The sequence below is a fragment of the Methylobacterium isbiliense genome, assembly GCF_022179325.1.
Taxonomy (GTDB): Bacteria; Pseudomonadota; Alphaproteobacteria; order Rhizobiales; family Beijerinckiaceae; genus Methylobacterium; species Methylobacterium isbiliense.
Genome location: NZ_BPQQ01000064.1, coordinates 1 through 20,466 on the forward strand (window position 1 = coordinate 1; position 20,466 = coordinate 20,466).

The 20,466-nt window shown below is 73.8% G+C and carries 24 protein-coding genes; 12 read left to right on the forward strand and 12 right to left on the reverse strand.

Going from position 1 to position 20,466, the window contains the following annotated elements:
• On the forward strand, positions 1-1,348 hold a 1,348-nt coding region (locus tag MFF61_RS24330), incomplete at its 5' end, for a Hint domain-containing protein (RefSeq protein WP_238240147.1).
• Between the two features lie 41 nt (positions 1,349-1,389).
• Positions 1,390-2,286 (forward strand): methyltransferase domain-containing protein, encoded by an 897-nt coding sequence (locus MFF61_RS24335; RefSeq protein ID WP_238240148.1) that lies wholly within the window; start codon positions 1,390-1,392, stop codon positions 2,284-2,286.
• Positions 2,287-2,300: 14 nt separating this feature from the next.
• Here the strand turns inward: MFF61_RS24335 and MFF61_RS24340 are convergent, their stop codons facing one another.
• Positions 2,301-3,506 (reverse strand): Zn-dependent hydrolase, encoded by a 1,206-nt coding sequence (locus MFF61_RS24340; protein ID WP_238240149.1) that lies wholly within the window; start codon positions 3,504-3,506, stop codon positions 2,301-2,303.
• Positions 3,507-3,640: 134 nt separating this feature from the next.
• On the opposite strand from MFF61_RS24340, the gene MFF61_RS24345 reads away from it, so the two are divergent.
• Positions 3,641-3,850 (forward strand): hypothetical protein, encoded by a 210-nt coding sequence (locus tag MFF61_RS24345; protein ID WP_238240150.1) that lies wholly within the window; start codon positions 3,641-3,643, stop codon positions 3,848-3,850.
• A gap of 21 nt (positions 3,851-3,871) precedes the next feature.
• Here MFF61_RS24345 and MFF61_RS24350 read toward each other — a convergent pair whose 3' ends face one another.
• Together MFF61_RS24350 and MFF61_RS24355 are read right to left on the reverse strand one after the other, a co-directional pair.
• A complete protein-coding gene (locus MFF61_RS24350; protein WP_238240151.1) occupies positions 3,872-4,108 on the reverse strand; it encodes a hypothetical protein in 237 nt (78 codons plus the stop codon).
• 75 nt (positions 4,109-4,183) lie between these two features.
• The gene (locus tag MFF61_RS24355) at positions 4,184-6,382 is read right to left on the reverse strand and encodes a hybrid sensor histidine kinase/response regulator (protein WP_238240152.1); all 2,199 of its coding nucleotides are present in this window, start codon (positions 6,380-6,382) and stop codon (positions 4,184-4,186) included.
• A 44-nt stretch (positions 6,383-6,426) separates the two neighbouring features.
• Here MFF61_RS24355 and MFF61_RS24360 point away from each other — a divergent pair, with 44 nt between their 5' ends.
• The 3 genes from MFF61_RS24360 (at position 6,427) to MFF61_RS24370 (ending at position 8,155) form a co-directional block, all read left to right on the forward strand.
• Positions 6,427-7,248: a gamma-glutamylcyclotransferase gene (locus MFF61_RS24360; protein ID WP_373324792.1), complete on the forward strand. Its 822-nt coding sequence runs from the start codon at positions 6,427-6,429 to the stop codon at positions 7,246-7,248.
• A 316-nt stretch (positions 7,249-7,564) separates the two neighbouring features.
• Complete coding sequence (locus tag MFF61_RS24365; protein WP_238240153.1) at positions 7,565-7,762, forward strand: hypothetical protein; 198 nt, start codon at positions 7,565-7,567, stop codon at positions 7,760-7,762.
• 225 nt (positions 7,763-7,987) lie between these two features.
• Entirely contained in the window at positions 7,988-8,155 is a 168-nt protein-coding gene (locus MFF61_RS24370) for a hypothetical protein (RefSeq protein WP_238240154.1), read from the forward strand.
• 46 nt (positions 8,156-8,201) lie between these two features.
• Here MFF61_RS24370 and MFF61_RS24375 read toward each other — a convergent pair whose 3' ends face one another.
• The 3 genes from MFF61_RS24375 to MFF61_RS24385 all read right to left on the reverse strand — a co-directional run bounded on the left by MFF61_RS24375 (position 8,202) and on the right by MFF61_RS24385 (position 9,866).
• Positions 8,202-8,525 carry a DUF1330 domain-containing protein gene (locus MFF61_RS24375; protein ID WP_238240159.1) on the reverse strand — a complete coding sequence of 108 codons (324 nt, stop codon included), beginning with the start codon at positions 8,523-8,525 and terminating at the stop codon, positions 8,202-8,204.
• Positions 8,526-8,610: 85 nt separating this feature from the next.
• Positions 8,611-9,426 carry a helix-turn-helix domain-containing protein gene (locus MFF61_RS24380; RefSeq protein WP_238240162.1) on the reverse strand — a complete coding sequence of 272 codons (816 nt, stop codon included), beginning with the start codon at positions 9,424-9,426 and terminating at the stop codon, positions 8,611-8,613.
• 62 nt (positions 9,427-9,488) lie between these two features.
• Positions 9,489-9,866 carry a nuclear transport factor 2 family protein gene (locus tag MFF61_RS24385; RefSeq protein ID WP_238240163.1) on the reverse strand — a complete coding sequence of 126 codons (378 nt, stop codon included), beginning with the start codon at positions 9,864-9,866 and terminating at the stop codon, positions 9,489-9,491.
• A 230-nt stretch (positions 9,867-10,096) separates the two neighbouring features.
• Here MFF61_RS24385 and MFF61_RS24390 point away from each other — a divergent pair, with 230 nt between their 5' ends.
• Positions 10,097-10,360, forward strand: coding sequence for a hypothetical protein (locus MFF61_RS24390; protein ID WP_238240164.1), 264 nt, complete (start codon positions 10,097-10,099; stop codon positions 10,358-10,360).
• 103 nt (positions 10,361-10,463) lie between these two features.
• The gene (locus MFF61_RS24395) at positions 10,464-11,201 is read left to right on the forward strand and encodes a hypothetical protein (RefSeq protein ID WP_238240165.1); all 738 of its coding nucleotides are present in this window, start codon (positions 10,464-10,466) and stop codon (positions 11,199-11,201) included.
• A 95-nt stretch (positions 11,202-11,296) separates the two neighbouring features.
• Here MFF61_RS24395 and MFF61_RS24400 read toward each other — a convergent pair whose 3' ends face one another.
• Entirely contained in the window at positions 11,297-11,584 is a 288-nt protein-coding gene (locus tag MFF61_RS24400) for a hypothetical protein (RefSeq protein WP_238240168.1), read from the reverse strand.
• 203 nt (positions 11,585-11,787) lie between these two features.
• Here MFF61_RS24400 and MFF61_RS24405 point away from each other — a divergent pair, with 203 nt between their 5' ends.
• Positions 11,788-12,123 (forward strand): hypothetical protein, encoded by a 336-nt coding sequence (locus MFF61_RS24405; protein ID WP_238240175.1) that lies wholly within the window; start codon positions 11,788-11,790, stop codon positions 12,121-12,123.
• Between the two features lie 137 nt (positions 12,124-12,260).
• Here MFF61_RS24405 and MFF61_RS24410 read toward each other — a convergent pair whose 3' ends face one another.
• The 3 genes from MFF61_RS24410 to MFF61_RS24420 form a co-directional block, all read right to left on the reverse strand.
• Positions 12,261-12,743, reverse strand: coding sequence for a BLUF domain-containing protein (locus MFF61_RS24410; protein WP_238240176.1), 483 nt, complete (start codon positions 12,741-12,743; stop codon positions 12,261-12,263).
• Positions 12,744-13,087: 344 nt separating this feature from the next.
• A complete protein-coding gene (locus MFF61_RS24415; protein ID WP_238240177.1) occupies positions 13,088-13,555 on the reverse strand; it encodes a BLUF domain-containing protein in 468 nt (155 codons plus the stop codon).
• Positions 13,556-13,672: 117 nt separating this feature from the next.
• Positions 13,673-14,707, reverse strand: a complete 1,035-nt coding sequence (locus MFF61_RS24420; RefSeq protein WP_238240178.1) for a Rieske 2Fe-2S domain-containing protein — start codon at positions 14,705-14,707, stop codon at positions 13,673-13,675.
• A 185-nt stretch (positions 14,708-14,892) separates the two neighbouring features.
• Between MFF61_RS24420 and MFF61_RS24425 the strand changes: the two genes are divergently transcribed.
• The gene (locus MFF61_RS24425; RefSeq protein ID WP_238240179.1) at positions 14,893-15,300 is read left to right on the forward strand and encodes a DUF3597 domain-containing protein; all 408 of its coding nucleotides are present in this window, start codon (positions 14,893-14,895) and stop codon (positions 15,298-15,300) included.
• 118 nt (positions 15,301-15,418) lie between these two features.
• On the opposite strand, the gene MFF61_RS24430 is transcribed toward MFF61_RS24425, so the two are convergent.
• Positions 15,419-16,303, reverse strand: a complete 885-nt coding sequence (locus MFF61_RS24430; protein WP_238240180.1) for a fumarylacetoacetate hydrolase family protein — start codon at positions 16,301-16,303, stop codon at positions 15,419-15,421.
• 429 nt (positions 16,304-16,732) lie between these two features.
• On the opposite strand from MFF61_RS24430, the gene MFF61_RS24435 reads away from it, so the two are divergent.
• Complete coding sequence (locus MFF61_RS24435; protein ID WP_238240181.1) at positions 16,733-18,013, forward strand: OmpP1/FadL family transporter; 1,281 nt, start codon at positions 16,733-16,735, stop codon at positions 18,011-18,013.
• Between the two features lie 75 nt (positions 18,014-18,088).
• On the opposite strand, the gene phaC is transcribed toward MFF61_RS24435, so the two are convergent.
• The gene (gene phaC / locus MFF61_RS24440; RefSeq protein WP_238240205.1) at positions 18,089-19,837 is read right to left on the reverse strand and encodes a class I poly(R)-hydroxyalkanoic acid synthase; all 1,749 of its coding nucleotides are present in this window, start codon (positions 19,835-19,837) and stop codon (positions 18,089-18,091) included.
• A 155-nt stretch (positions 19,838-19,992) separates the two neighbouring features.
• Between phaC and MFF61_RS24445 the strand changes: the two genes are divergently transcribed.
• Complete coding sequence (locus MFF61_RS24445; protein ID WP_238240182.1) at positions 19,993-20,409, forward strand: hypothetical protein; 417 nt, start codon at positions 19,993-19,995, stop codon at positions 20,407-20,409.
• Positions 20,410-20,466: the final 57 nt, after the last annotated feature.

The following is a 20,466-nucleotide window of genomic DNA, read 5'->3' on the forward strand; positions in this document are numbered from 1 at the left end:
GGTGGGGGCCACGGGCGCGACCGGCACCGTGGGTGCCACCGGCGCGACAGGCGCGATCGGCGCCACGGGCGCGACCGGGCCGGCCGGCGCGACCGGCGCCACGGGGCTGGGCGCCACCGGCGCCACAGGTGCGATCGGCGCCACGGGCGCGACAGGCGCGATCGGCGCGACCGGCGCCACGGGGCTGGGCGCGACGGGTGCCACCGGCGCAGTGGGAGCCACCGGCGCGACGGGCGCCACAGGTCCGGAAGGGGCCACGGGTGCGACCGGACCGGCCGGCGCCACGGGCGCGACAGGCCCAGTGGGTGCCACGGGCGCCTCGGGAGCGGTGGGGGCCACGGGCGCGACCGGCGCCACGGGCCTGGGCGCCACCGGCGCCACAGGTGCGATCGGCGCCACGGGCGCGACCGGACCGGCCGGCGCGACCGGCGCCACGGGGCTGGGCGCCACCGGCGCCACCGGAGCGGTGGGCGCCACGGGCGCGACCGGGCCTGCCGGCGCGACCGGCACCACGGGGCTGGGCGCCACTGGCGCGACCGGAGCGGTGGGCGCCACGGGCGCCACGGGCGCCACCGGACCGGCAGGAGCGACGGGGGCGACCGGCGCCACCGGACCCGCCGGCGCGACGGGCGCCACCGGGCCGACGGGGGCCACCGGGGCGACGGGGGCGACCGGCGAGACGGGCGCCACCGGCGCCACCGGGCCGGCCATCTGCTTCGGCACCGGCACCCTGATCCGCACCGCCCGCGGCGAGGTGCCCGTCGAGGCGCTGCGCGTCGGCGACCGCGCCGTCACCGCCTCGGGCGCCCTGCGGCCCATCACCTGGATCGGCCGGCGCACCGTGCACTGCACCGACCGGCCGGCCCGGCCCGGCCTGCACGTCGACCTCTGGCCGGTGCGCGTCAGCGCGGGAGCCTTCGGGGACGGCCGGCCCGCCCGCGACCTGCTGCTGTCGCCCGGTCACCCGGTCCTGGTCGAGCAGGGCGGCCGCCGCGTGCTGGTGCCGATCATGTGCCTGATCAACGGCACCTCGATCGAGCGGCTGCCGGTGCGCACGCTGACCTACTGGCACGTGGAGCTGGACGGCCACGACCTGCTGCTGGCCGAGGGCCTGCCGGCCGAGAGCTACTGCGACCTCGGCACCCGGGGCTGGTTCACGGACGGGGCCGACCACGCCCTGGCGCATCCGGACCTGATCCCGCCCGACGCGCCCGGCCGCTGCCTGCCGGTGGTGCTGGGGGGTCCGCTGGTCGAGGCCGAGCGGCGCCGCCTCGACGGGCTGTTCGCGCTGCGGCTCGGCGCGCAGGGCGGCTGGCCGTCCCTCGACCTCCTGCCCCGGCTGCCGTGAGGCGGCGCCTGCGCCGCGCCCTGCAGGGAGTGGTGGCCCGCATGAGCGACCCGCGTGCGCTGGACGAGTTCCTCGCCCGGCGCGGACAGGACCGGCGGCTGGCCCGGCTGACGCACGACGTGCCGGTGCCGGTCGCCGAGGGTCTCGAATTCGAGGCGCGGGCCGCGCCCACGCGGCTCTCGCGCCACCACGCCGTGCACTACGTGGACGATCCGCGCGACCCGGCCGCGGCCGCCCCCGGCGCCGTGCCGCTCGACATCGCCTGGACCGGCGCGGGCTCGCTCGCGGCGTTGTGCGGGCGGCACGACCACTACGACTTCGCCATCGCCGCGGAGGCGATCCACCGGGTGCCGAACCTGCTCGGCTGGTTCCGGGCGGTGTGCGCGGTGCTGCGGCCGGGCGGCGTGCTCAACCTCGCGGTGCCGGACGGCCGCTTCACCGCCGACCTCGCCCGCCCGCCGAGCACGCTCGGCGAGGCGGTGGAGGCCGACCTCCTCGCCTACGACCGGCCGAGCCCGCGCCAGCTCTTCGGCCACGTCGCCGGTGCGGCGGCGGTGGAGACCGGCCGGATCTGGACCGAGGACCTCTCCCCCGCCGGCCTGCCGCGCCTGCACGGGCCGGAGGCGCTCGCCCTCGCCCACGCGCAGGCCCGGGAGGCCGCGGCCTCCGGCGCCTTCGTGGCCTGCCCGTGCTGGGTGTTCACGCCGCTCGCCTTCCTCGACCTGATCGAGGGGGCGAGCCGGCTCGGGCTGTTTCCCTTCGTGGTCAGCCAGTTCGCCGCCACCGAGCCGGGGGAGGGCGTCTTCTACGCCTGCCTGCGCCGCGACGCGGAGCGCGACCCCGAGGCGCTGCTGCGGCTGCAGCTCGGGGCGATCGCGCATGTGCGCGCCATCGCCGAGCGCCAGATCCGCGTCGCCCGCCGCCTCGCCGCCGGCTGAGGGCCGCGCGGCCCTCAGCCGGCCGCCAGGATCCGCCGGGCGGCCTCGCCGAGGGTGCGCAGGCCGAGCACGAGGTCCGCCTCGGCGGTGTCCTCCGCCCAGTGGTGGCTGATGCCGCCGATCGAGGGCACGAACAGCATCGCGGCCGGCATCACCCGGGCGAGGTTCTGCGCGTCGTGGCCCGCGCCCGAGGGCAGGGTCTGCCAGCCGCCGGGGCAGACCGCCTCGGCCGCCTCCGACAGGGCGCGCATCAGGCCCGGATCGCACAGGGCCGGCACCGCCCGCGAGACCGTGACCAGCGTGGCCGGGCAGCGCTCGCGCCGGTTGCTCTCGCGCAGCAGCGCGCGCAGGGTCTCCTCCATCCGCTCCAGCACCGGCACCGCCACGTCGCGGATCTGGAACAGCACCTCGGCCCGCCCCGGGATGATGCTCGGCGCGCCGGGATCGAGCCGGATGCGCCCGGTGGTCCAGGTGCTGCGCTCGCCGCAGGCCAGCGGCATGGCCGCGTCGAGCGCGGCGAGCAGGCGCACGGCGGTGAGGCCGGCATCCCGCCGCTCGGCCATGCTGGTGCCGCCCGCATGGTCCTGCCGGCCCTCGATCTCGATCCGGTACTGCCAGATCGCCACGATGCCGGTGACGACGCCGAGCGGCCGGCCGGCGCGTTCGAGCTGCGTGCCCTGCTCGATGTGCATCTCCAGGAAGCCGCGGTAGCGCGCGGGGTCGAGGCGCCAGCGCGGCAGGCCGGCGAGGCCCGCGCGGGCCAGCGCCTCGCGCAGGGGCGTCCCGTCCGTGCGGTTGCGGCTGGCGTCGATCTCCGCCTCGCTCACCTCGCCCAGGGCCGAGCGGCTGCCGAGGAAGCCGGCGTCGAAGTGCCCCTCCTCGTCCGCGAAGGCGCAGACGTCCACCGGCAGCCCGGCGCGCGCGAGCGCCACCCCGGCCACGACGCCGAGCGCCCCGTCGAGCCAGCCCGCCTCGTTCTGGCTCTCGATGTGGCTGCCCACCAGCAGGTGCGGCCCGGGGCCGGGATGCCGGCCGAGCACGGTGCCGACGCCGTCGATCGACGGCTCCAGCCCGCAGGCGGCGAGGCGGTCCATCAGCCAGCGGCGCGCCTCCATGTCGGCGGGCGAGTAGGTCGGGCGGTGCACGCCGGTGCGGAAGCGGCCGATGGCGCGCAGGTCGTGCAGGTCGCGCAGGAACGCGGCGGTGTCGATCTCGGTCATGGGGGGCCTTCGTCGTGCCGGGGTGCCCCCCGTCCGAGCATGCCGGGGCGCGGCGGCGCAAGCCCGGGACCCGCGGGCGCCCGCGGCCGTTGACAGCCCAGGTGAACCCAACGCGACGACCTGGAGGCCACGACATGGACGCGACGCCCTCGGCCCGACCCGACGTCAAGCCGCCCGTCTCCGCCAAGGGCGCGCTGCTCACGCTCCTCGGGGCGGTCGTCGGTGCGGCGGGCTACTACTGGTCCTACACGCACCACACCCCGCTCGGGACGCTCGTGGGGATGGTCGGCATCTCGCTGTGCATCCTCGGCACCGCGACCTCGGAGGGGCCGGTGCACCGCTGAGGCCGGGCCGGCGGCGCGGGGTCAGGCCGTCCGCCAGCCCCGCAGGGCGGCGAGCGCGCCCAGGGCCATCCCGCCGCGCGGGGCCGGACGGGGCGCCGGGCCGGAGCGCCCGGCGAGCAGGCGCGCGGCCCGCGCCATGCGCCGCTCGGCGCGGCGCTGATGCGCGTCCGCCGCCTCGCGCAGGGCGCCCGCGGCCACGAGGTCGCGGTCGGCGCGGCGCAGGAGCCAGCGCGCCAGAAGTCCCGAGATCAGCCGCATCGTCCCCGCCCCCTGTGATGACGGGCGCCAGGATGGGGCGGCGCGCGGGGGCCCGCGGTGCGGCCCCGCACGGGCTCAGGCGCGGCCGCGCCCGCCCAGCCGCGCGCGCAGCGCCGCGGCGAGCTGCGCCACCGTGAAGGGCTTGGTGAGGAGGTGCGTGCCCGGATCGAGCATGCCGTTGTGCACGATGGCGTTGCGCGTGTAGCCGGTCATGAACAGCACCGGGAGATCCGGGCGGCGCAGCAGGGCCGCGTCGGCGAGCCGGCGCCCGTTGACGTCGGGCATCACCACGTCGGTGAGCAGGAGATCGATCTCGGGGTGGAGCGCGAGCAGGTTGAGGGCGGTCGCCGCCCCGTCCGCGTCGAGCACCCGGTAGCCGAGGTCCCGCAGCGCCTCCACCGTGAAGGCGCGCACCGCCGCCTCGTCCTCCACCACCAGCACGGTGGCGGGGCCGGCGGCCGGCGCCAGGTCGGTCGGGGGCGCGTCGGCCGCGCCCTCCGGCGGGCCGGCATGGCGCGGCAGGTAGAGCTTGACCGTCGTGCCCTGGCCGGGCTCGGAATAGACCGCCACGTGCCCGCCCGACTGGCGCACGAAGCCGTAGACCTGGCTGAGGCCGAGCCCCGTGCCGCGCCCCGGCTCCTTCGTGGTGAAGAAGGGCTCGAAGGCCCGCGCCGCCACCTCGGGCGTCATCCCGGCGCCGTTGTCCGTCACCGCCACCAGCACGTACTGGCCCGCCGCGACCTCGGCGCGGGCCGCCGCGTAGGCCTCGTCGAGATGGGCGTTGGCGGTCTCGATGGTGAGCCGGCCGCCGCTCTCCGGCAGCGCGTCGCGGGCGTTCACCGCGAGGTTGAGGAGCGCGCTTTCGAGCTGGTTGGGGTCCGCGAAGGTCCGCCACAGCCCGCCCGCCAGCACGGTCTCCAGCCGCACCGCCTCGCCGAGGGTCTGGCGCAGCAGCTCGGCCATGCCGGAGACGAGGGCGTTGGCGTCGAGGGGCTTGGGGTCCAGGGGCTGGCGCCGGGCGAAGGCCAGCAGGCGCTGGGTCAGGGCGGCGGCCCGCTGCGCGCCGCCGATCGCGTTGTCGAGCAGCCGGTGCTGGCGCGCGTCGCCCTGCGTCAGGCGCCGCTGCAGCAGTTCGAGGGAGCCCAGCACGATGGTGAGCAGGTTGTTGAAGTCGTGCGCGAGCCCGCCGGTCAGGCGGCCGACCGCGTCCATCTTCTGGGCCTGCCGCAACTGCTCCTCGCTCGCCTCCCGGCGCAGGATCTCGGCGCGCAGCTGCGCCAGCGCCTCGCCCTCCCGGCGGGTGCGCCGCAGCGCCACCAGCGTGAGGGCGACGAGCCCCGCGGTCGCCGGCAGGCCGAAGACGAGGTGGCTCGCCAGGGTCTCGCGCCACTCCGCCAGCACGCTCGCGCGGTCGATGCCGGCGGTGACGTAGACCGGCAGGTCGGGCAGCCGGCGATAGGCGTAGAAGCGGTCGCGCCCGTCCACGGCAGAGCGCGTGAGATAGAAGCCCCGCTCCTCGGCCGCCGCCAGCGTGGTGAGGAACCCGCTCCCGGCCGGCACGCGCCGGACCGCCGGTTCGCTGTCCGGCGCGCGGGCGAGGATCGCGCCATCCCCGCGCAGCAGCGCCACGGTGTCGAGCCCGCCCGCGCGCACCTGCTCGTAGAAGGCCTGGAAGTAGGCGGGATCGACCGCCATCGCGATCACCCCGCGGAAGCCCGGGCCGCGCCGGGCCACGCTCACCTGGAACGCGGCGCCGGCCGCCTCGCCCGGCCGCCATTCGCCGACATAGTCGCGGCCGGCCGGCCACGCCCCGTCCCGGTGGACGCGGAAGAACGCCCGGGCGGAGAGGTCGAGGTCGTGCGGGGCGGGCAGGCCCGAGGAGGCGACCAGCGGCCGGCCGTCCGTGCCGAGGACCCAGATGTTGCTGATCTGCGGCAGGCCCGCGGCGAGCTCCGCGAAGGCCCGGTGGAGCGCCGGCTCCCGCGCCCGGATCGCCTCGTCGGAGGCCTCGCCCAGGGACTGGTCGACCTGCCGCGCCACGAGGTCGGCGGTCTCGAACACCTTGATCGCGTGCTCGCGCACCATGTCGAGGGTGCGCGCCAGACGGCCCTCGGCCTCGCGCCAGTGGCTGCGGTAGGACAGCCAGGCCGCGGTGGCGAAGACGAGGAGCGGCAGGCACAGGGCCGCGATCACGACGAGCCTCAGCGACCGCTCGGCGGCCGAAGCGGAGGCGCGCCGCGGCGCGTCGGCGGCGACTGGGCGGGCTGGCGGCACGGGGACGGGATCGCGTGGGCGGGGGCCGTGGCGTATCAGAGACCATGACGGGGCGCCAGCGCGGACGGGTTGCGCGCCGCCGCGGCCTCGGCTGGAGTGACGTGCCCCTCGACGGGGCACCAGCCTCGTCCGCAACCGGGAGCCACGCCCTGTCCCGCCGCCCCTTGCCCGTCCTCACGGAAGCGGCCATCGCCCGCGCCCACCCGGCCTGCGCCGCGGACGAGGAGGCGGCGATGCCGCTCCTGCCCGAGGCCGAGATCGACGCGCGGCTCGACGCGATCCTCGCCGCCAGACCCCGTCAGGGACAAGACGAGCCCCATCGGGGCTACGGCCTGTGGCTGTTCGCCTACGGCGCCCTGATGTGGCGTCCGGACTTCCCCTTCGCCGAGCGGCGGCCCGCGACGGTGCAGGGCTGGCACCGCCGGTTCTGCCTCTGGCAATGGCGCTTCCGCGGCACGCGGGCCAATCCCGGGCTGATGCTGGCGCTCGACCGGGGCGGACGCTGCCGGGGTCTCGTCTACCGTCTGGAGGGATCCGACCCGCGGGCCGCGCTGCGGCCGGTCTGGCAGCGCGAGATGCGCGGCCGGGGCTATGCCGGGCGCTGGCTCACCGCCCTGACGCCGGAGGGGCCAGTGACGGCGCTCGCCTTCGTGGCGGACCGCACCGGCGGGCGCTATGCCGGGCGCCTCAGCGAGGTGGAGGCAGCCCACAGGATCGCGGCGGCCTGCGGCCATATCGGGCCGAACGCGCTCTACCTCCTCAACACCGCGCGGGCCTGCGAGGCGCTGGGCCTGCGCGACCGCCACCTGCGGGTGCTGCAGGGCTTGGTGGCGCAGCGCCTCGCCGCGCAGCAGCCGGACCCCTGAGGGAACCCCGCCGGCCCCTCGCGCATTGGACCGGCCGGTGGTGCGGCGGACTGTCTCCGGCCCGCCGCAACGCACCGAAAAATGCCGCGACGCGGTCTGCCTCGCTTGACGTGCGACACCATCGGGCGCATCTCGATCGTGTTCGCGCGACCTGCTTCGGCCGGCCGTGCGGCTCCACCGGAACCACGAACCCAATGTCCAGCGACAGTAGTCGAAGGACCACGCCGCCCTGCGCTCGCCGCGTGTGCCGCGCCTGATCGTGTGATCGGGGCTCGCCCGCGACCGGCCTGTGGCGGCTGGTCGAACGAGGTGAGCCATGACCCTGTCTTCCGTGCGCGCCCGGGCGGGCCTCGTCCGCCGCGACCAGAGCGTCGCCGTCGCCCTCATCCTGCTCCTCGCGCTCGTCTTCGCGCCGGCCATCGGCCTGCACGTGGCGGCGAGCGCCTTCACGCCGCAACCGGCCACGCCCGGCGTTGCCGCGGCCGCCGCCCCGGCCAAGCCGTCGCGCGGCTGACGGGCCGGGTCGCCTCCGCGGCCCGCCCGTGCTTGAATGGTCCGGTCGCGCCGTCGGGGCCGGATTGCATGAACGACGATCTCCGCGAATCCCGCGGCGCCCTGATCCTGCTGGGCGCCGCCGTCCTGTCGGTGCTGGTCTTCGGCGCCGTCACGCTGCTGGGCCTGTCCGGCTGAGCGGAACCGGCGCGCCCTCCCGCGGATGTCCCGTCAGGAGGAGCGCCCCATGACGGACACCGACCGCGCCAAGCCCGGCGACGCCGCCCCGCCCGGCACCACGGGCACCGGAGAGAACCTCTGCCGCCATTGCAACGGCTCCGGCCGGATCGAATCCGGCCCGTGCCCCGATTGCGCCGGCACCGGCAAGGTCACGGAGCCGATCGGCGGCGCCTGATGCGCCGTCCCGAAGGGACCGAGCGGATCAGGCAGGGGGCCTCGCGTCAGGCGGGCACCTTGTCGGCGGCGCGGTAGCCCTCCGGCACCCCGTCGATCAGGAAGGCCGCGCCGTCCGCGTTGCGGGTGCGCAGGGGCAGGATCGCCCGGTAGCCCGGCGAATCGTACCACGCACGGGCCTGCGCGCGGTCCGGGAAGGCGATGACGATGAGGTGCCCGGGCCAGGCCCCTTCGAGCACCTCCGCCTCGCCGCCATGGATGAGGAAGCGGCCGCCGAAGGGGGCGAGCGTCGCGTCGATCCGCTGCAGATAGGCGGCGATCTCCGGCCCCATCGTGACCGTGCGCAGATGCGCGACCGCATAGCTCGTCATGTCCGGTGTCTCCCGTGGCTGTCCGGGAGATCCTGCCGCCCTGCGCCGCTGCATGCGATGACCTGCCGGGTCATGGATCCGGGGTTCAAGGATCCGTGCCGGCGAGGCGGTGGAGCGCCTCGGCCGTGCGGGCATCGGCCGGGAAGAACGATTCGAGGGCGAGTTCGGACAGGGTGACGTCCATCGGCGTGCCGAAGACCGTGGTGGTCGAGACGAAGGACAGGCGCCCGGCCTCGGTCTCGAGCTCAAGGGGCACCACGAGGCCCCCGCCATCCGGGCCGCCCGCCGGGCGCGCCGGCCCCGGATAGGCGGCGAGGTCGCGCATCAGCTCGGCGAGCACCGGATCGCCCGTGGCGGCGATCTGGCGGTGCAGCCGGTCGAGAAGATGGGCGCGCCACTCCGCGAGGTTGGCGATGCGCGGCGCGAGGCCGCGCGGGTGCAGGCTCAGGCGCAGCACGTTCACGGGCGGGGCGAGGAGGGCGGGCTCCTCGATCCCGGCGAGCAGCGGCGCCACCGCGCCGTTCGCCGCCACCATCCGCCAGTGGCGGTCGACGGCGAGCGCCGGGTAGGGCTCGTGGCCCCGCAGCACCAGATCGACCGCGCGCCGGGCCGGGCCCAGGGCCGGGTCGTCGAGCGGGCGCTGCGGGAAGACCGGAGCGTAGCCCGCGGCCAGCAACAGCACGTTGCGCTCGCGCAAGGGGACGTCGAGGCATTCGGCGAGGCGCAGCACCATCGCGCGGCTCGCGCTCGCGCGCCCGCTCTCCACGCAGCTCAGATGCCGCTGCGAGACGCCGGCATCGAGCGCGAGGTCGAGCTGACTCATCCGCCGCCGCCGGCGCCACGTCCGAAGCTCGTCGCCGAGGGTTTGGGCGGCGGGGGGCTGTGCTGTCCGTGCGGTCATGCGCCACCGGGTGCGAGAGGTCGATCCGCGGATGCGGGTCGCGCCGCCCGCATCCGGCAGGGTCAGGGGCCGGCCGGAGTCTTGTCGAGGAAGCCGACCACCCGGCTCAGGCGCCCGCCCTCGACGAGGGCGACATCCGTCCCCTCGACGAGGCTGGCGCCTCCCTCCGGACCGAGCGCCCAGGAGAAGCGCACGACGCTCTCCGCAGGCGCGCCGAAGCCGTCGGGCCGGCCCGCGAGCACGAAGCGGTGCCCGGGGAAGCGATCCTGCACCGCGGCGATCAGCCGGTCGATCTCCTCCGGGCCGGTGCCGCGCATCAGCGGATCGGCATAGGTGCCGGTCTCGGTCCAGAGATCGGCCAGCAGCGCGCGGCGGCGCGCCGGATCGGTCTCGTTCCAGCTGGCAAGGTAGCGTGCGGCGATCATTGCGGCATCCGCCATGGCGGCCTCCGGGTGCGACGCCTGGATCGGCCCAGGCCCGGCCAGGATGGGCATGCCCGCGCCGCCGGTCGACGACCTGCGAGGTCATCGCCGCACGCGCCCAGATCATCCCGCATCCTGCCGAAGAGGAAGACCGCACAGTCTCCCTCGCGCCTGCGACACCGTGGCGGAGAGGGGGAACACTTCCCCCGGCTCATCGTTGCCTCCCGAACATCTGGAGGGACAAGTTCATGAAGAAGCTGCTGACGGGCACGATCCTGATCGCAACCATCGCGATGGCGGTGCCGGCCTCGGCTCAAGTGATCGATCTCGGCCGCGGCGGACCGAGCATCGACCTGCGCTCGCGCGGCGAGCGGGAGCGGGACTTCCGGCGCCAGGAGTACCGGCGCCAGGAGATGCGGCGCGACCGCGACATCGAGCGCCGCGGCTATTACCGCGAGCAGCGGTTCCGCGACGAGGATCGCGGCTACGGCCGGCGCGACTACCGCTACTGAGGCCTGATCGCGGGGCGGGCCGGCCCGCCCCGCACACCCCCTCTTCATCACCGCCGTGCGATGGCTTACGGCCTCGCGGGAGACGCGGTACGGGAGGGGTTGGATGGAGGCGGACGCTCGCCCGGTGTCGAAGGCCTCGGCGTGGCGCGAGGCCCGCAACGTGGCGGCACGCGCCCGGCTCGACCGGGCGCTGCCCGACATCTTTCCGCCCCTGGTGCTGCGGCACGCGCTGGCTCAGCCGCTGCTGCCGCCGACGCCCCGCTTGGCCGTCGAGAGCTACTGGCGGGTGCACGTGCTGCGCGCCGACCGGCTCGCCCGCGGCCTCGCGGCGCGCAGCGGAACCCCCGAGGGCTGGACATGGCGCCTCGGAGCCGCGGAGGAGGGGCTGGGCATGGGCTTTCGCGTGCCGCCGGCGCCGTTCCGCGAACGCGCCTTCGCCCGCGGCAAGGGCCATTGCTGCGTCTGCGGCCAGCCCGTCTACCGCTTCGGCTGGCACGTGGACCTGTGGGGAGCCGGCGCCCCGAACCGCAATGCGGGCTGGCACGCGGCCTGCGTCGCGGCCTGGAAGCTGTGGAACGCGGCGAGCGACCACGTGAGGATCCTGAAGGCGCGCCAGCGGCACCGCTGCGCCGAGACCGGCAAGCGCCTCCTGCGCACCGCGGAGGTCGACCACCGCGTCCCGCTCTACCGGGTCTGGCGCGAGCACCGGACGGCGCCCTGGCCGGTGCTGCTCGGCTACTGGGGCCTGCCCAACCTTCAGGTCGTCAACCGTACCGCCCATGCGGGCAAATGCGCGCTGGAGGCGGGCGAGCGCGCCTCGCACCGCCGCGCGCTGCCCTGACCGCCGCCGAACCGGCGCCCCCATCGGCGCATGATGCACGTCCTCTTGCATCATGTCCGCCGCCGAACCGGGGCGACCACTTCGGCGCATGATGCCTAGCGGGGGACGAGGGTCAGGCCGTCGTAGGGCAGGAGGTTGCGGGCCGGCCCGCCGGTCTGCTGGCCGCGGCCCTGCTGGTAGTAGGGCAGTTCGGGGCGGCGGTCGTTGTCGCTGCCGGAATCGTATTCCCACGGTCGCGACCACGGGGCGCGGCCGCCCACGGAGGCGGTGGCGTCGACGTCGTAGGGCGCGCGGAGGGGGCCGGCCTGCGCGGCCGGGGCCGCCAGCGTGAGGAGAGGCGCCAGCGCGGCAGCGAGGCACGCGGCGCGGATCAGTTGCGTCATGGTCGTCCTCGTTCGAGGCGGGATCGCCTCCCGCTCCCTGACCAACCTGAACGGTCACGCTGACGGATTCGTTCCTGCCGCGCATGTTTCGTCGTCGCCCGCGCGACGCAATCGAGCGGGCGGGGCGACGCAATCGGCCCGCAACGGCCGGGCCGTAGAGGAGGCGGCGATGACGGCCGAACGGCCGCGAGGGGAGCGCAACCATGATCCGGACCGCCACACTCATCGTCGCGAGCGCCGCCCTGGCCTCCTACGTTCTCGTGGGCGTCGGTCAGGCCGGACCGGAGCGCCCGGCGGCGCCCGAGCGTGTCACCGGCAAGCGCTTCACCGATCGGCTGCCGTCCGTTCCCTACGCGCCCGAAGCGCGCGACGTGGCGCTCTACACGCTGGGCGCCGAGCCGGCCTCGCCCGGCGCGGCGCGCGCCTGTGTGCCGCGCGCTCCGGAAGGCGCCTGCCTCGCCGCGGTCGAGGCGAAGCCGGGTCCCGGCGTGGCGCGGCTGGCGCGGGTCAATTTGGTGCCTGCCGTGACGGTGCGCTGATGCGCCACCGCGAGACACTCCTGATCGTGGCGAGCTTCGGTCTCGGCATTGGTCTCGCCTTTCTGCTCGCGCCGATGCTGTGAGGCCGCCGGCCGGGACGCGGTCTCGCGATCGCCCGGCGGAGGCGGCCGGGCGTCTCAACCGAGGATTGCCCGGGACATCCCAGGCCCCGCCAAGGCGAGGCGGCCGACGAAGGACAGGATCGTGCGCTGCAGCAGGTCGGCCGGAAGATCGTCGAGGCGTGCGGTCTCGCCCGAGAGGCCGAGCGAGAGGCTTGGCGAGAGGCCGGGCTCCTGCGGATCCGGGGCCGCACCGAGATAGCCCATCGCCCAGTCCGGAAAGCGTCGCCTCTCCGGAAAGGTCATCTCGATCACCGCGATCGTGTGGTGGCGCGGGTCGGCCATGACGATCCCGAAGATCTCCTGCACGGCCCGCTGCGGTCCCTCCAGCACCTGCAGGAAGACCGTCCCGGTGTGCAGCAGGAGGCCGGTCACGCCCATGCGCGCGTTGCGCCGCCGCGCGGCGCCCAGGATCGCCCTTACGTCGCCCCGCAGCCGCAGCACGTCCGGCTGATGCGCCACGGCGCTCCTGTAGACAAGTCTCAGCAGACGCTCCGGCATCACCTCCTCCCATCCGTCGTTAGGCGTTACTTGACTGTTTTCGCCCCTCCTGTCTAGACGAGCGATCAATCGAGATGCGCGATGCGATGCACCTGGAGGTAAAACGCCGTGACATCGGCGACAACGCGGACCCTCTCTGCGCGACAGACCGCGTGATTATTGGACCAAATCTGCCAATCCGGGTGCTCGTATTGACGGTTTTTGCTTCAGATCGGGGCAGAATTCGACCATGACGCTAGGCTATGAGGCCCGGAATGGGCGAGAAGCGCTCACCGATGAGCCGGCGGCCGGTCCGGATCGGCGGCCTTGCGGATGACGGGCCGGCGAAGGGCCGGGCTGCTGGATCAGAGGCCTGCGCGGGAGGGCGTGAGGGGCAGGCTGATCGGGCTGTCGACGAGAATCATCAGGGTCCGGCGCAGGAGCTCGACGAGGCTTGCCGGCTCACCCGCGAGGCCAGCCGACTGGCCGGCGGAGTTCAGGGCCCGGTCGAGGTCCGGCGAGGCGCCGAGGCAGCTCATCGCCCAGCCGGGAAACTGCCGCGCCTCCGCGAACGACATCTCGATCACCGAGAGGGTGTGGTGACGCCGGTCGACCAGGATGGACTCGAACACCTCCTGAACCTCGCGCCGCGGTCCTTCGAGCACCTGGAGGAAGCCGATGCCGGTATAGACGAGGACGCCGGTGATGCCGGCGCGGGCGTTGCGCCGCCGCGCCGTGTCGAGAATCGCCGCGACGTGGCCCTTCCCGAGCATCACCTCCGCCGGATGGGCGGCGGTGCTCTTGTAGACGATCCGAAACAGATCCTCCGCCATTCCGTGCTCCGTGGCCACCCGGCGAGGCCGGACGCAGCGGCAACCGGCGGGGAAGAGGGCTTCCCAGAGATTGCACCCGGTTTCAACCCCCGGACGCGGATGAGTCAGACCGCAGCCTCAGCTGCGCCAGCGCAGCTCGCGCGGTTCGAGCGGGTTGACGAAGGCCGCGCCGGCCTCCCGCGCGCGCAGGAACTCGCGCTTGAGGGCGAAGTACCATTGCGACTGCACGTCGCTCTCGCCGATCAGCACCATGGCGGGCTTGCGGTCGAGCCCCTTCTGGGCGGTTTCGAGCACGGCCCGGTCCTGCCCCAGGAACTGGCGCATGAACGGGCGGGCGAGGGGCTTGAGCGCGTTGAGGGCCGGGATGTTCCAGTACATGGCGTTGATGAGCGCCGTGCGGCCGCCCTCGAGCGGCGTGGCGAAGGTCGAGTTGGCGATGCGCTTGGCGCCGGCGGTGATCCGCTCCAGGCGCACGCCGGGCAGGCGGAACTCGATCTCGACCTCCGGCACCGCGCCGAGCAGCCGGTAGGCGAAGGACGCGGACTTGGCCGTGTGGCTCGTCATGGTGAAGCCGAACGGCGAGGGGGCGAAGTGCTTCACCTTCTCCTTCAGGGTCTTGGACGGGCGCCACCACCACGAATCGTGCACGTAGGCGACGTGCGCGGGATCGACGAAGCTCAGCGCCACGAGGTCGAAGGAGGCCTCGACCTCCAGAATCTCCACCAGCATGCCGCAATAGGCGAAATCGACCTCCGGGATCGGCGGCGCGGCGGCCGGCTCCGGCCCGGCCGCGATCCAGACGAGGCCGGAGCGCTCGGCCACCGCGAAGCGGGGCAGGCGCACGGTGGCGAAGCTGGCGTCGTCCCGCCGGGCGAGCGCGGGGATCGCCGCGCATTGCCCGTCGGGCCGGAATTGCCAGCCGTGGAAGGGACAGACGAGATTGCCATCCTGAAGGCGCCCCGCCGAGAGCGCCATGCCCCGGTGCGGGCAGCGGTCGCGCAGCGCGAACAGGGCGCCCGAGGCCTCGCGCCCGACCACGATCGCCTCCTCGCCGAGGCGCACGGCCGCGAGGCGGCCCGGCCGGAAGCGGCGGCTCTCGCCGACGCAGTACCAGACGTCGTCGAGCGCCCTGCGAAGCGGATCCCCTGTCATGCGCGCCTGCGGCTCCGGCTCATCCGCCCGGGACCGATCCCGGGCGCCGGCTGTGTAGGCCAAAGCCCCGCCCGCGTCATCGCAGCCCGCCGCCGCAGGAACGGGGAGCGGGGCCGTTCGTTGATCGTGGCACCGGGCGCGCGGCGAACGGACAGCCCGGGCCTTGACCCAGAGGAGAGACCGCAATGAGCCTGCTCGGCACGATCGTCAGCAAGATCCTGCACCCCTTCGGCGGCGGCGAGGCCCAGGCGGCGACGCCCGCCGGCTCCGCGGCCGCACCCGCCGGCGGTGCGGCGCCCGGCGGAGCATCCGCCGAGGTGCCCAAGGTGGACGGCAAGGTGGATGTCGAGGCGGTGCTCACCGACCTCGCCGCGAAGGCCGGCCAGCCCCTCAACTGGCGCACCTCCATCGTGGACTTGATGAAGCTCCTGCACCTCGACAGCAGCCTCAGCGCCCGCAAGGAGCTGGCCGCCGAGCTGCACTATACCGGCGACACGAACGACTCCGCCACGATGAACGTCTGGCTGCACAAGCAGGTGATCAAGAAGCTGGAGGAGAACGGCGGCAAGGTGCCGGACGACCTCAAGGACTAGTCGCGGCCCGCGCCGGGATCGGATCGACGCTCCGGCCGGGGGCCGAAACCAGCACCGGGAGGCGCGGCACGGGCCTCCCGGACCCGGGCGGGGAGGACATCGCTCCCCGCGCCGCGCCTCAGTTCGTCGGCTCGCCCGCCGCGACCTTGGCGGTCCAGTCGTCGAAGGCGACCATGGTCTGGCGCTGCTCGCCCAGGCCCTCGATGCCGAGGCTCACCACGTCGCCCGCCTTCAGGTAGCGCGGGGGCTTCATGCCCAGGCCGACGCCCGGGGGCGTCCCGGTGGTGATGACGTCGCCGGGCTCCAGCATCATGAAGTGCGACAGGTAGGAGACGATCTGGCGGCAGTCGAAGATCATCGTCTTCGTCGAGCCGGACTGGACCCGCTCGCCGTTCACGTCGAGCCACATCGCGAGGTTCTGCACGTCCGGGATCTCGTCGGGGGTGACGAGCCAGGGACCCAGCGGCCCGAAGGTCGGGCAGCCCTTGCCCTTGGTCCAGGTGCCGCCGCGCTCCAGCTGGAATTCCCGCTCCGAGACGTCGTTGCAGACGCAGAAGCCCGCCACATAGTCCATCGCCTCGTTGGCGTGGACGTAGGAGGCGCGCTTGCCGATGGCGATGGCGAGTTCGACCTCCCAGTCGGTCTTGGCCGACCCCTTGGGGATGATGACGTCGTCGTTCGGCCCGACGATGCAGGAGGGGGCCTTGTTGAAGAGGATCGGCTCGGCCGGGATCGGCGCGCCGGTCTCGGCGGCGTGGTCGGCGTAGTTCAGGCCGATGGCGATGAAGTTGCGCACGTGGCCGACGCACGGCCCGAGCCGGGTGCCGGCCGCCACCGCGGGCAGGCTTTCCGGATCGATGCGGTGCAGGTTGGCCAGGGTCTCGCGCCCGAGGGTGGGTCCGGCGATGTCGCGGATCACCCCCGACAGGTCGCGGATCATGCCGCCCGCATCGACGATCCCGGGCTTCTCGTCGCCGCTCTCGCCCCAGCGCACCAGCTTCATCGCCTGTCTCCCGCTCTCGCCCTTGCCGGAGCCCCGTCGCGCCCCGGATCCGCGCCGGCCGGATGGTGCGGCGCGTGGGGGACATTGGGCATCCGGTCCCGTCCCGGCAAGCGCCTGGCCGGACGATCCGGCCTGCCCGAACGTGTCAATTTCGTCACGAATGCGGAAAATTCAGGCAAACGCCCGCGCGAGCAAACCGGATTTTCGAAAGTTGCCGAAACCGGCAGGCCCAGACCAGAGCCGGGTGGTCGCTCCGTGCATTAACATTCATCAAATGGAGAGGTAATAGACGGAAGATTCCGATGGGTTCTCGCGGCGAGCCGGGCGGTTTGCAGGGCGGGGGCTCGATGCGGCACAGTATGGCCAAGCCGCCGCATCGATAAGAACCGGAGCGCGGCGGCAGGGTCTCAAGGGAACGGAAGCGTGACGATGGCGAGGATCAGGGCAGCCCTGCTGGCAGGCATCGCCTGCAGCATCGCGGCGGGCGAGGCGCAGGCCGGTGCGTTCGGTCTGCGCGAGCAGAGCGCACAGGCGCAGGGACTGTCCTTCGCGGGCGCCGCCGCCGGGTCGGGCGGCCTGTCCTCGATGTTCTGGAACCCGGCCGCCGTCACCATGAAACCCGGCTGGAACTCCGACTTCAACGCCACCCTGGTGGTGCCCTCGGCGGAGTTCCGCACGCAGCCCGGCACGTTCGCGCCGCTCACCCTGCTCGGCCCGTCGGGCGATATCGGCCAGGCCGCCGTTCTGCCGGCGACCTACACCAGCTACCAGCTCAGCGAGCGCGTGTTCATCGGCCTGGCCGGCGCGGCGCCGTTCGGCCTGATCACCAAGCCGAACCAGGTCTGGGCCGGCCAGACCTACAGCCGATCCTCGAAGATCTTCTCGCTGAACTTCAACCCGGTGGTCGGCATCAGGGTGACGGACTGGCTGTCGGTGGCGGCCGGCCCGACGCTGGAATACTTCAAGCTGACGCTGCGCCAAGCCATCGCCATCACGCCCACCGCCCCGAGCGGCTTCCTGAAGGGCGACGATTGGGGCGTCGGCTTCACGGCCGGCGTGCTGATCCAGCCCACCGCCACCACCACGTTCGGCGTCGGCTACCGCTCCTCGATCCACCACGAGATCGAGGGCTCGGCCTTCGGCATCGGGCAGGTGCGCGCCAACCTGAACACCCCCGAGAAGCTGTCGGTGGGCCTCACCCAGGCCCTCTCGCCGGTCTTCCGCGTCAATCTCGGCTTCGAGTGGGACAACTGGTCGAGGATCGGCTCCCCGGCGATCATCGCGCGGGCGCTCGGGCGCCCGGTCACGGCGCTGCCGCTCAACTACCGGGACGGGTTCTACTACTCGATCGGCGGCGAGTACGACGTCTCCCCGCAATGGACGCTGCGGGCGGGCTTCGCCTACGAGGTCTCGCCGATCGTCGACGCCAACCGCTCGACCCGCCTGCCCGACGGCGACCGCTACTGGGGCTCGGTCGGCGCGAGCTACCGCTACAGCGAGAAGATCCAGTTCGACATCGCCTACTCGCACCTGTTCGCGGCCGGACGCAACCGCGTCGCGCTTGTGCCGGGCGAGCCGCTCTACGTCGCGCCGCTCGCCTACCTCGCCAACACCGATTCGAGCGCGGACATCGTCTCGGTGGGCCTGAAGTACCGCTGGGACACGCCCCCGGCCCCGGTCGCCCCGGCCCCGATCGTGCGCAAGTACTGACCAGCCCAAGGACTGACCTGCCCAAGGACTGATCCACGCGGCGCCGTCGCCCAGGCGACGGCGCCGGACCGGCCGTCAGGCCTTCATCCGCACATAGGTGCCGGGGGCGGGCGCGAGCGAGGGCAGCGCCCCGCCGCCTGGCTCCCGGGCCGGCACCCGCTCGGGGGCCTGGGCCTCGATCCACGAGAACCAGTAGGGCCACCACGAGCCGGGATGCTCGGTCGCGGCCTTGATCCAGTCGGCGAGGTCGCCCTGCGCCGGGCCGCCGGTCCAGTACTGGTACTTCGGCTTGGCGGGCGGGTTGACCACGCCCGCGATGTGGCCCGAGCCGGCGAGCACGTAATCCACCGGCCCGCCGAAGCTGCGGCAGCCCTCGAACACCGAGAGGGCGGGGGCGATGTGGTCCTCGCGGGTGGCGAGATTGAAGACCGGGATCGTCACCTGCGACAGGTCGAGGCGCACGGTGCCGAGCCTCATCTCGCCGCGCGAGAGCCGGTTCTCCAGGTAGCAGTTGCGCAGGTAGAACGAATGGTTGGCGGCCGGCATCCGGGTCGCGTCGGAGTTCCAGTACAGGAGGTCGAAGGGCAGCGGCGCCTTGCCCTTCAGGTAGTTGTTGACGACGTAGGGCCAGATCAGGTCGTTCGGCCGCAGCATGTTGAAGGCGTTCGCCATCTTGGAGCCGTCGAGGTAGCCCTTGGCCTGCATGCTGGCCTCGACCGCCTGGATCTGCTGCTCGTCGACGAAGACCTTCAGGTCGCCGGCATGGGTGAAGTCGACCTGGGTGGTGAGGAAGGTGGCGCTCTCGATCCGGTCGTCCCCGGTCGCCGCCATGTAGGCGAGGCTCACGCCGAGCAGCGTGCCGCCGACGCAGTAGCCCGCCGCCGTGACCTTGCGCTCGCCCGTCGCCGCCTCGATCGTGTCGAGGGCCGCGAAGATGCCCTCGCGCATGTAGCTCTCGAAATCCTTCCCGGCGTGCCGCTCGTCCGGATTGACCCAGGAGATCACGAACACCGTGAGCCCCTGCTGCACCGCCCAGTTGATGAAGCTCTTGTCCTTGTTGAGGTCGAGGATGTAGAACTTGTTGATCCAGGGCGGCACGATCAGGAGCGGGCGCTTGAGCACCGTCTCGGTCTGGGGGGCGTACTGGATCAGCTCGATGAGGTCGTTGCGGAAGATGACCTCGCCGGGCGTGCTGGCCATGTTGACGCCGATCTCGAAGCGGCCCGGATCGGTCTGGCGCAGGCGCAGCTCGCCGCGTCCCGCCTCGACGTCCTCGGCCAGCATCGCCATGCCGCGCACGAGGTTGGCGCCGTTCTCGCGCAGGGTGTCCCGGATCAGCTCCGGGTTGGTCAGCACGAAGTTCGAGGGCGAGAGGGCGCTGGCGAGCTGGCGCACGTAGAAGCGCGCCTTGGCGCGGGTGTGATCGTCGATGCCCTCGGCCTCGTCGACGAGGATCTCGGCCCAGCGCGTGGTGATCAGGTAGCCCTGCTTGAGGAAGTCGAACATCGGGTTCGACGACCATTCGGGCGCGGCGAAGCGCTTGTCGCGCGGGTCGGGCAGCACTACGGGGGTCACGGTTTCGCCCTGCATGCGCTGGAGCGTGGAGCCCCACAGGGCGAGGAACTGGCCGCCGATCAGCGTCTGCGCCTCGGTCGCCTTCTGGGGATCGGCGAACCAGCGCTCCGCCACGGTGCCGAGGGTGCGCACCACCTCCACCACCCCGTCCGCCATGCCGGCATCGGGTTTGCCCGCCTCGAAGGGCTTGGCGTAGGCGGCGGCGGCCCGCCCGAACTCCTCGACGAAGCGCCCGGCATTGCGGGACATCGACTCCACATCCACGATCGGCGTCGCGATCTTCTCGACCGTCACGCGTCACCCCTCCCTGTCGCAAGGTCCGCCCCCGGACGGGCCGCCTTTCGGACAAATTAACGCCTCACAAGCCGGTTTCGCCAGATGCCCCGAAGGTTTTCTCCCTCGTCATGCGCAGCCCCACGCTTCCGGCCCCGGCCGGCCCCGACCCGGCCCGTCGCGGCCTGCTCCGCCTCGGCTCGGCTCAACTCGGCTTTGCTCGCCCCGCCTTGACCGGTCTCTGCGCGGCCTGTCTCGGCGTGGTGTTGGGGGGCTGCGTCCTCGACGGGGGCAACCCGGTGCGCGAGGCCGCGAAGGCGGCCGGGATCGCGCCGCCGCCCGCGACGGCACCGGATTTCGTCGCCCGCTCGCGGCGCGAGGGGGGCGACTTCCTGCCGGTCGGCGTCTCGGCGCCGCCGCGGGCGATCCGGGCCAAGTCGGCCGCCGGCGTGAAGGACCTGGAGGCCGACCTCGACGCGAGCCGCCAGCGCAACGAGGCCCGCGGCCGGGATGCCGCCAAGGCGGGCGGGACGACGCAGGCCCGCTGAGAGTCCCGCAAATCGCCTTTCCGGGCATTCCGCTTCGGCCCGAACGGGGCTAAGCAG

What these genes read in the sequence shown, in the direction of transcription:
- MFF61_RS24350 (WP_238240151.1), bottom strand. Translation starts at nt 4,108, where the DNA reads ATGCGGCTGATCTCGGGACTTCTGGCGCGCTGGCTCCTGCGCCGCGCC.
- MFF61_RS24385 (WP_238240163.1), bottom strand. Translation starts at nt 9,866, where the DNA reads ATGGCGGATGCCGCAATGATCGCCGCACGCTACCTTGCCAGCTGGAAC.
- MFF61_RS24405 (WP_238240175.1), top strand. Translation starts at nt 11,788, where the DNA reads ATGATCCGGACCGCCACACTCATCGTCGCGAGCGCCGCCCTGGCCTCC.
- MFF61_RS24335 (WP_238240148.1), top strand. Translation starts at nt 1,390, where the DNA reads ATGAGCGACCCGCGTGCGCTGGACGAGTTCCTCGCCCGGCGCGGACAG.
- MFF61_RS24375 (WP_238240159.1), bottom strand. Translation starts at nt 8,525, where the DNA reads ATGACGAGCTATGCGGTCGCGCATCTGCGCACGGTCACGATGGGGCCG.
- MFF61_RS24395 (WP_238240165.1), top strand. Translation starts at nt 10,464, where the DNA reads ATGGAGGCGGACGCTCGCCCGGTGTCGAAGGCCTCGGCGTGGCGCGAG.
- MFF61_RS24360 (WP_373324792.1), top strand. Translation starts at nt 6,427, where the DNA reads ATGACGGGGCGCCAGCGCGGACGGGTTGCGCGCCGCCGCGGCCTCGGC.
- MFF61_RS24425 (WP_238240179.1), top strand. Translation starts at nt 14,893, where the DNA reads ATGAGCCTGCTCGGCACGATCGTCAGCAAGATCCTGCACCCCTTCGGC.
- phaC (WP_238240205.1), bottom strand. Translation starts at nt 19,837, where the DNA reads ATGTCCCGCAATGCCGGGCGCTTCGTCGAGGAGTTCGGGCGGGCCGCC.
- MFF61_RS24365 (WP_238240153.1), top strand. Translation starts at nt 7,565, where the DNA reads ATGACCCTGTCTTCCGTGCGCGCCCGGGCGGGCCTCGTCCGCCGCGAC.
- MFF61_RS24415 (WP_238240177.1), bottom strand. Translation starts at nt 13,555, where the DNA reads ATGGCGGAGGATCTGTTTCGGATCGTCTACAAGAGCACCGCCGCCCAT.
- MFF61_RS24340 (WP_238240149.1), bottom strand. Translation starts at nt 3,506, where the DNA reads ATGACCGAGATCGACACCGCCGCGTTCCTGCGCGACCTGCACGACCTG.
- MFF61_RS24430 (WP_238240180.1), bottom strand. Translation starts at nt 16,303, where the DNA reads ATGAAGCTGGTGCGCTGGGGCGAGAGCGGCGACGAGAAGCCCGGGATC.
- MFF61_RS24345 (WP_238240150.1), top strand. Translation starts at nt 3,641, where the DNA reads ATGGACGCGACGCCCTCGGCCCGACCCGACGTCAAGCCGCCCGTCTCC.
- MFF61_RS24390 (WP_238240164.1), top strand. Translation starts at nt 10,097, where the DNA reads ATGAAGAAGCTGCTGACGGGCACGATCCTGATCGCAACCATCGCGATG.
- MFF61_RS24370 (WP_238240154.1), top strand. Translation starts at nt 7,988, where the DNA reads ATGACGGACACCGACCGCGCCAAGCCCGGCGACGCCGCCCCGCCCGGC.
- MFF61_RS24400 (WP_238240168.1), bottom strand. Translation starts at nt 11,584, where the DNA reads ATGACGCAACTGATCCGCGCCGCGTGCCTCGCTGCCGCGCTGGCGCCT.
- MFF61_RS24410 (WP_238240176.1), bottom strand. Translation starts at nt 12,743, where the DNA reads ATGCCGGAGCGTCTGCTGAGACTTGTCTACAGGAGCGCCGTGGCGCAT.
- MFF61_RS24380 (WP_238240162.1), bottom strand. Translation starts at nt 9,426, where the DNA reads ATGACCGCACGGACAGCACAGCCCCCCGCCGCCCAAACCCTCGGCGAC.
- MFF61_RS24435 (WP_238240181.1), top strand. Translation starts at nt 16,733, where the DNA reads ATGGCGAGGATCAGGGCAGCCCTGCTGGCAGGCATCGCCTGCAGCATC.
- MFF61_RS24445 (WP_238240182.1), top strand. Translation starts at nt 19,993, where the DNA reads ATGCGCAGCCCCACGCTTCCGGCCCCGGCCGGCCCCGACCCGGCCCGT.
- MFF61_RS24420 (WP_238240178.1), bottom strand. Translation starts at nt 14,707, where the DNA reads ATGACAGGGGATCCGCTTCGCAGGGCGCTCGACGACGTCTGGTACTGC.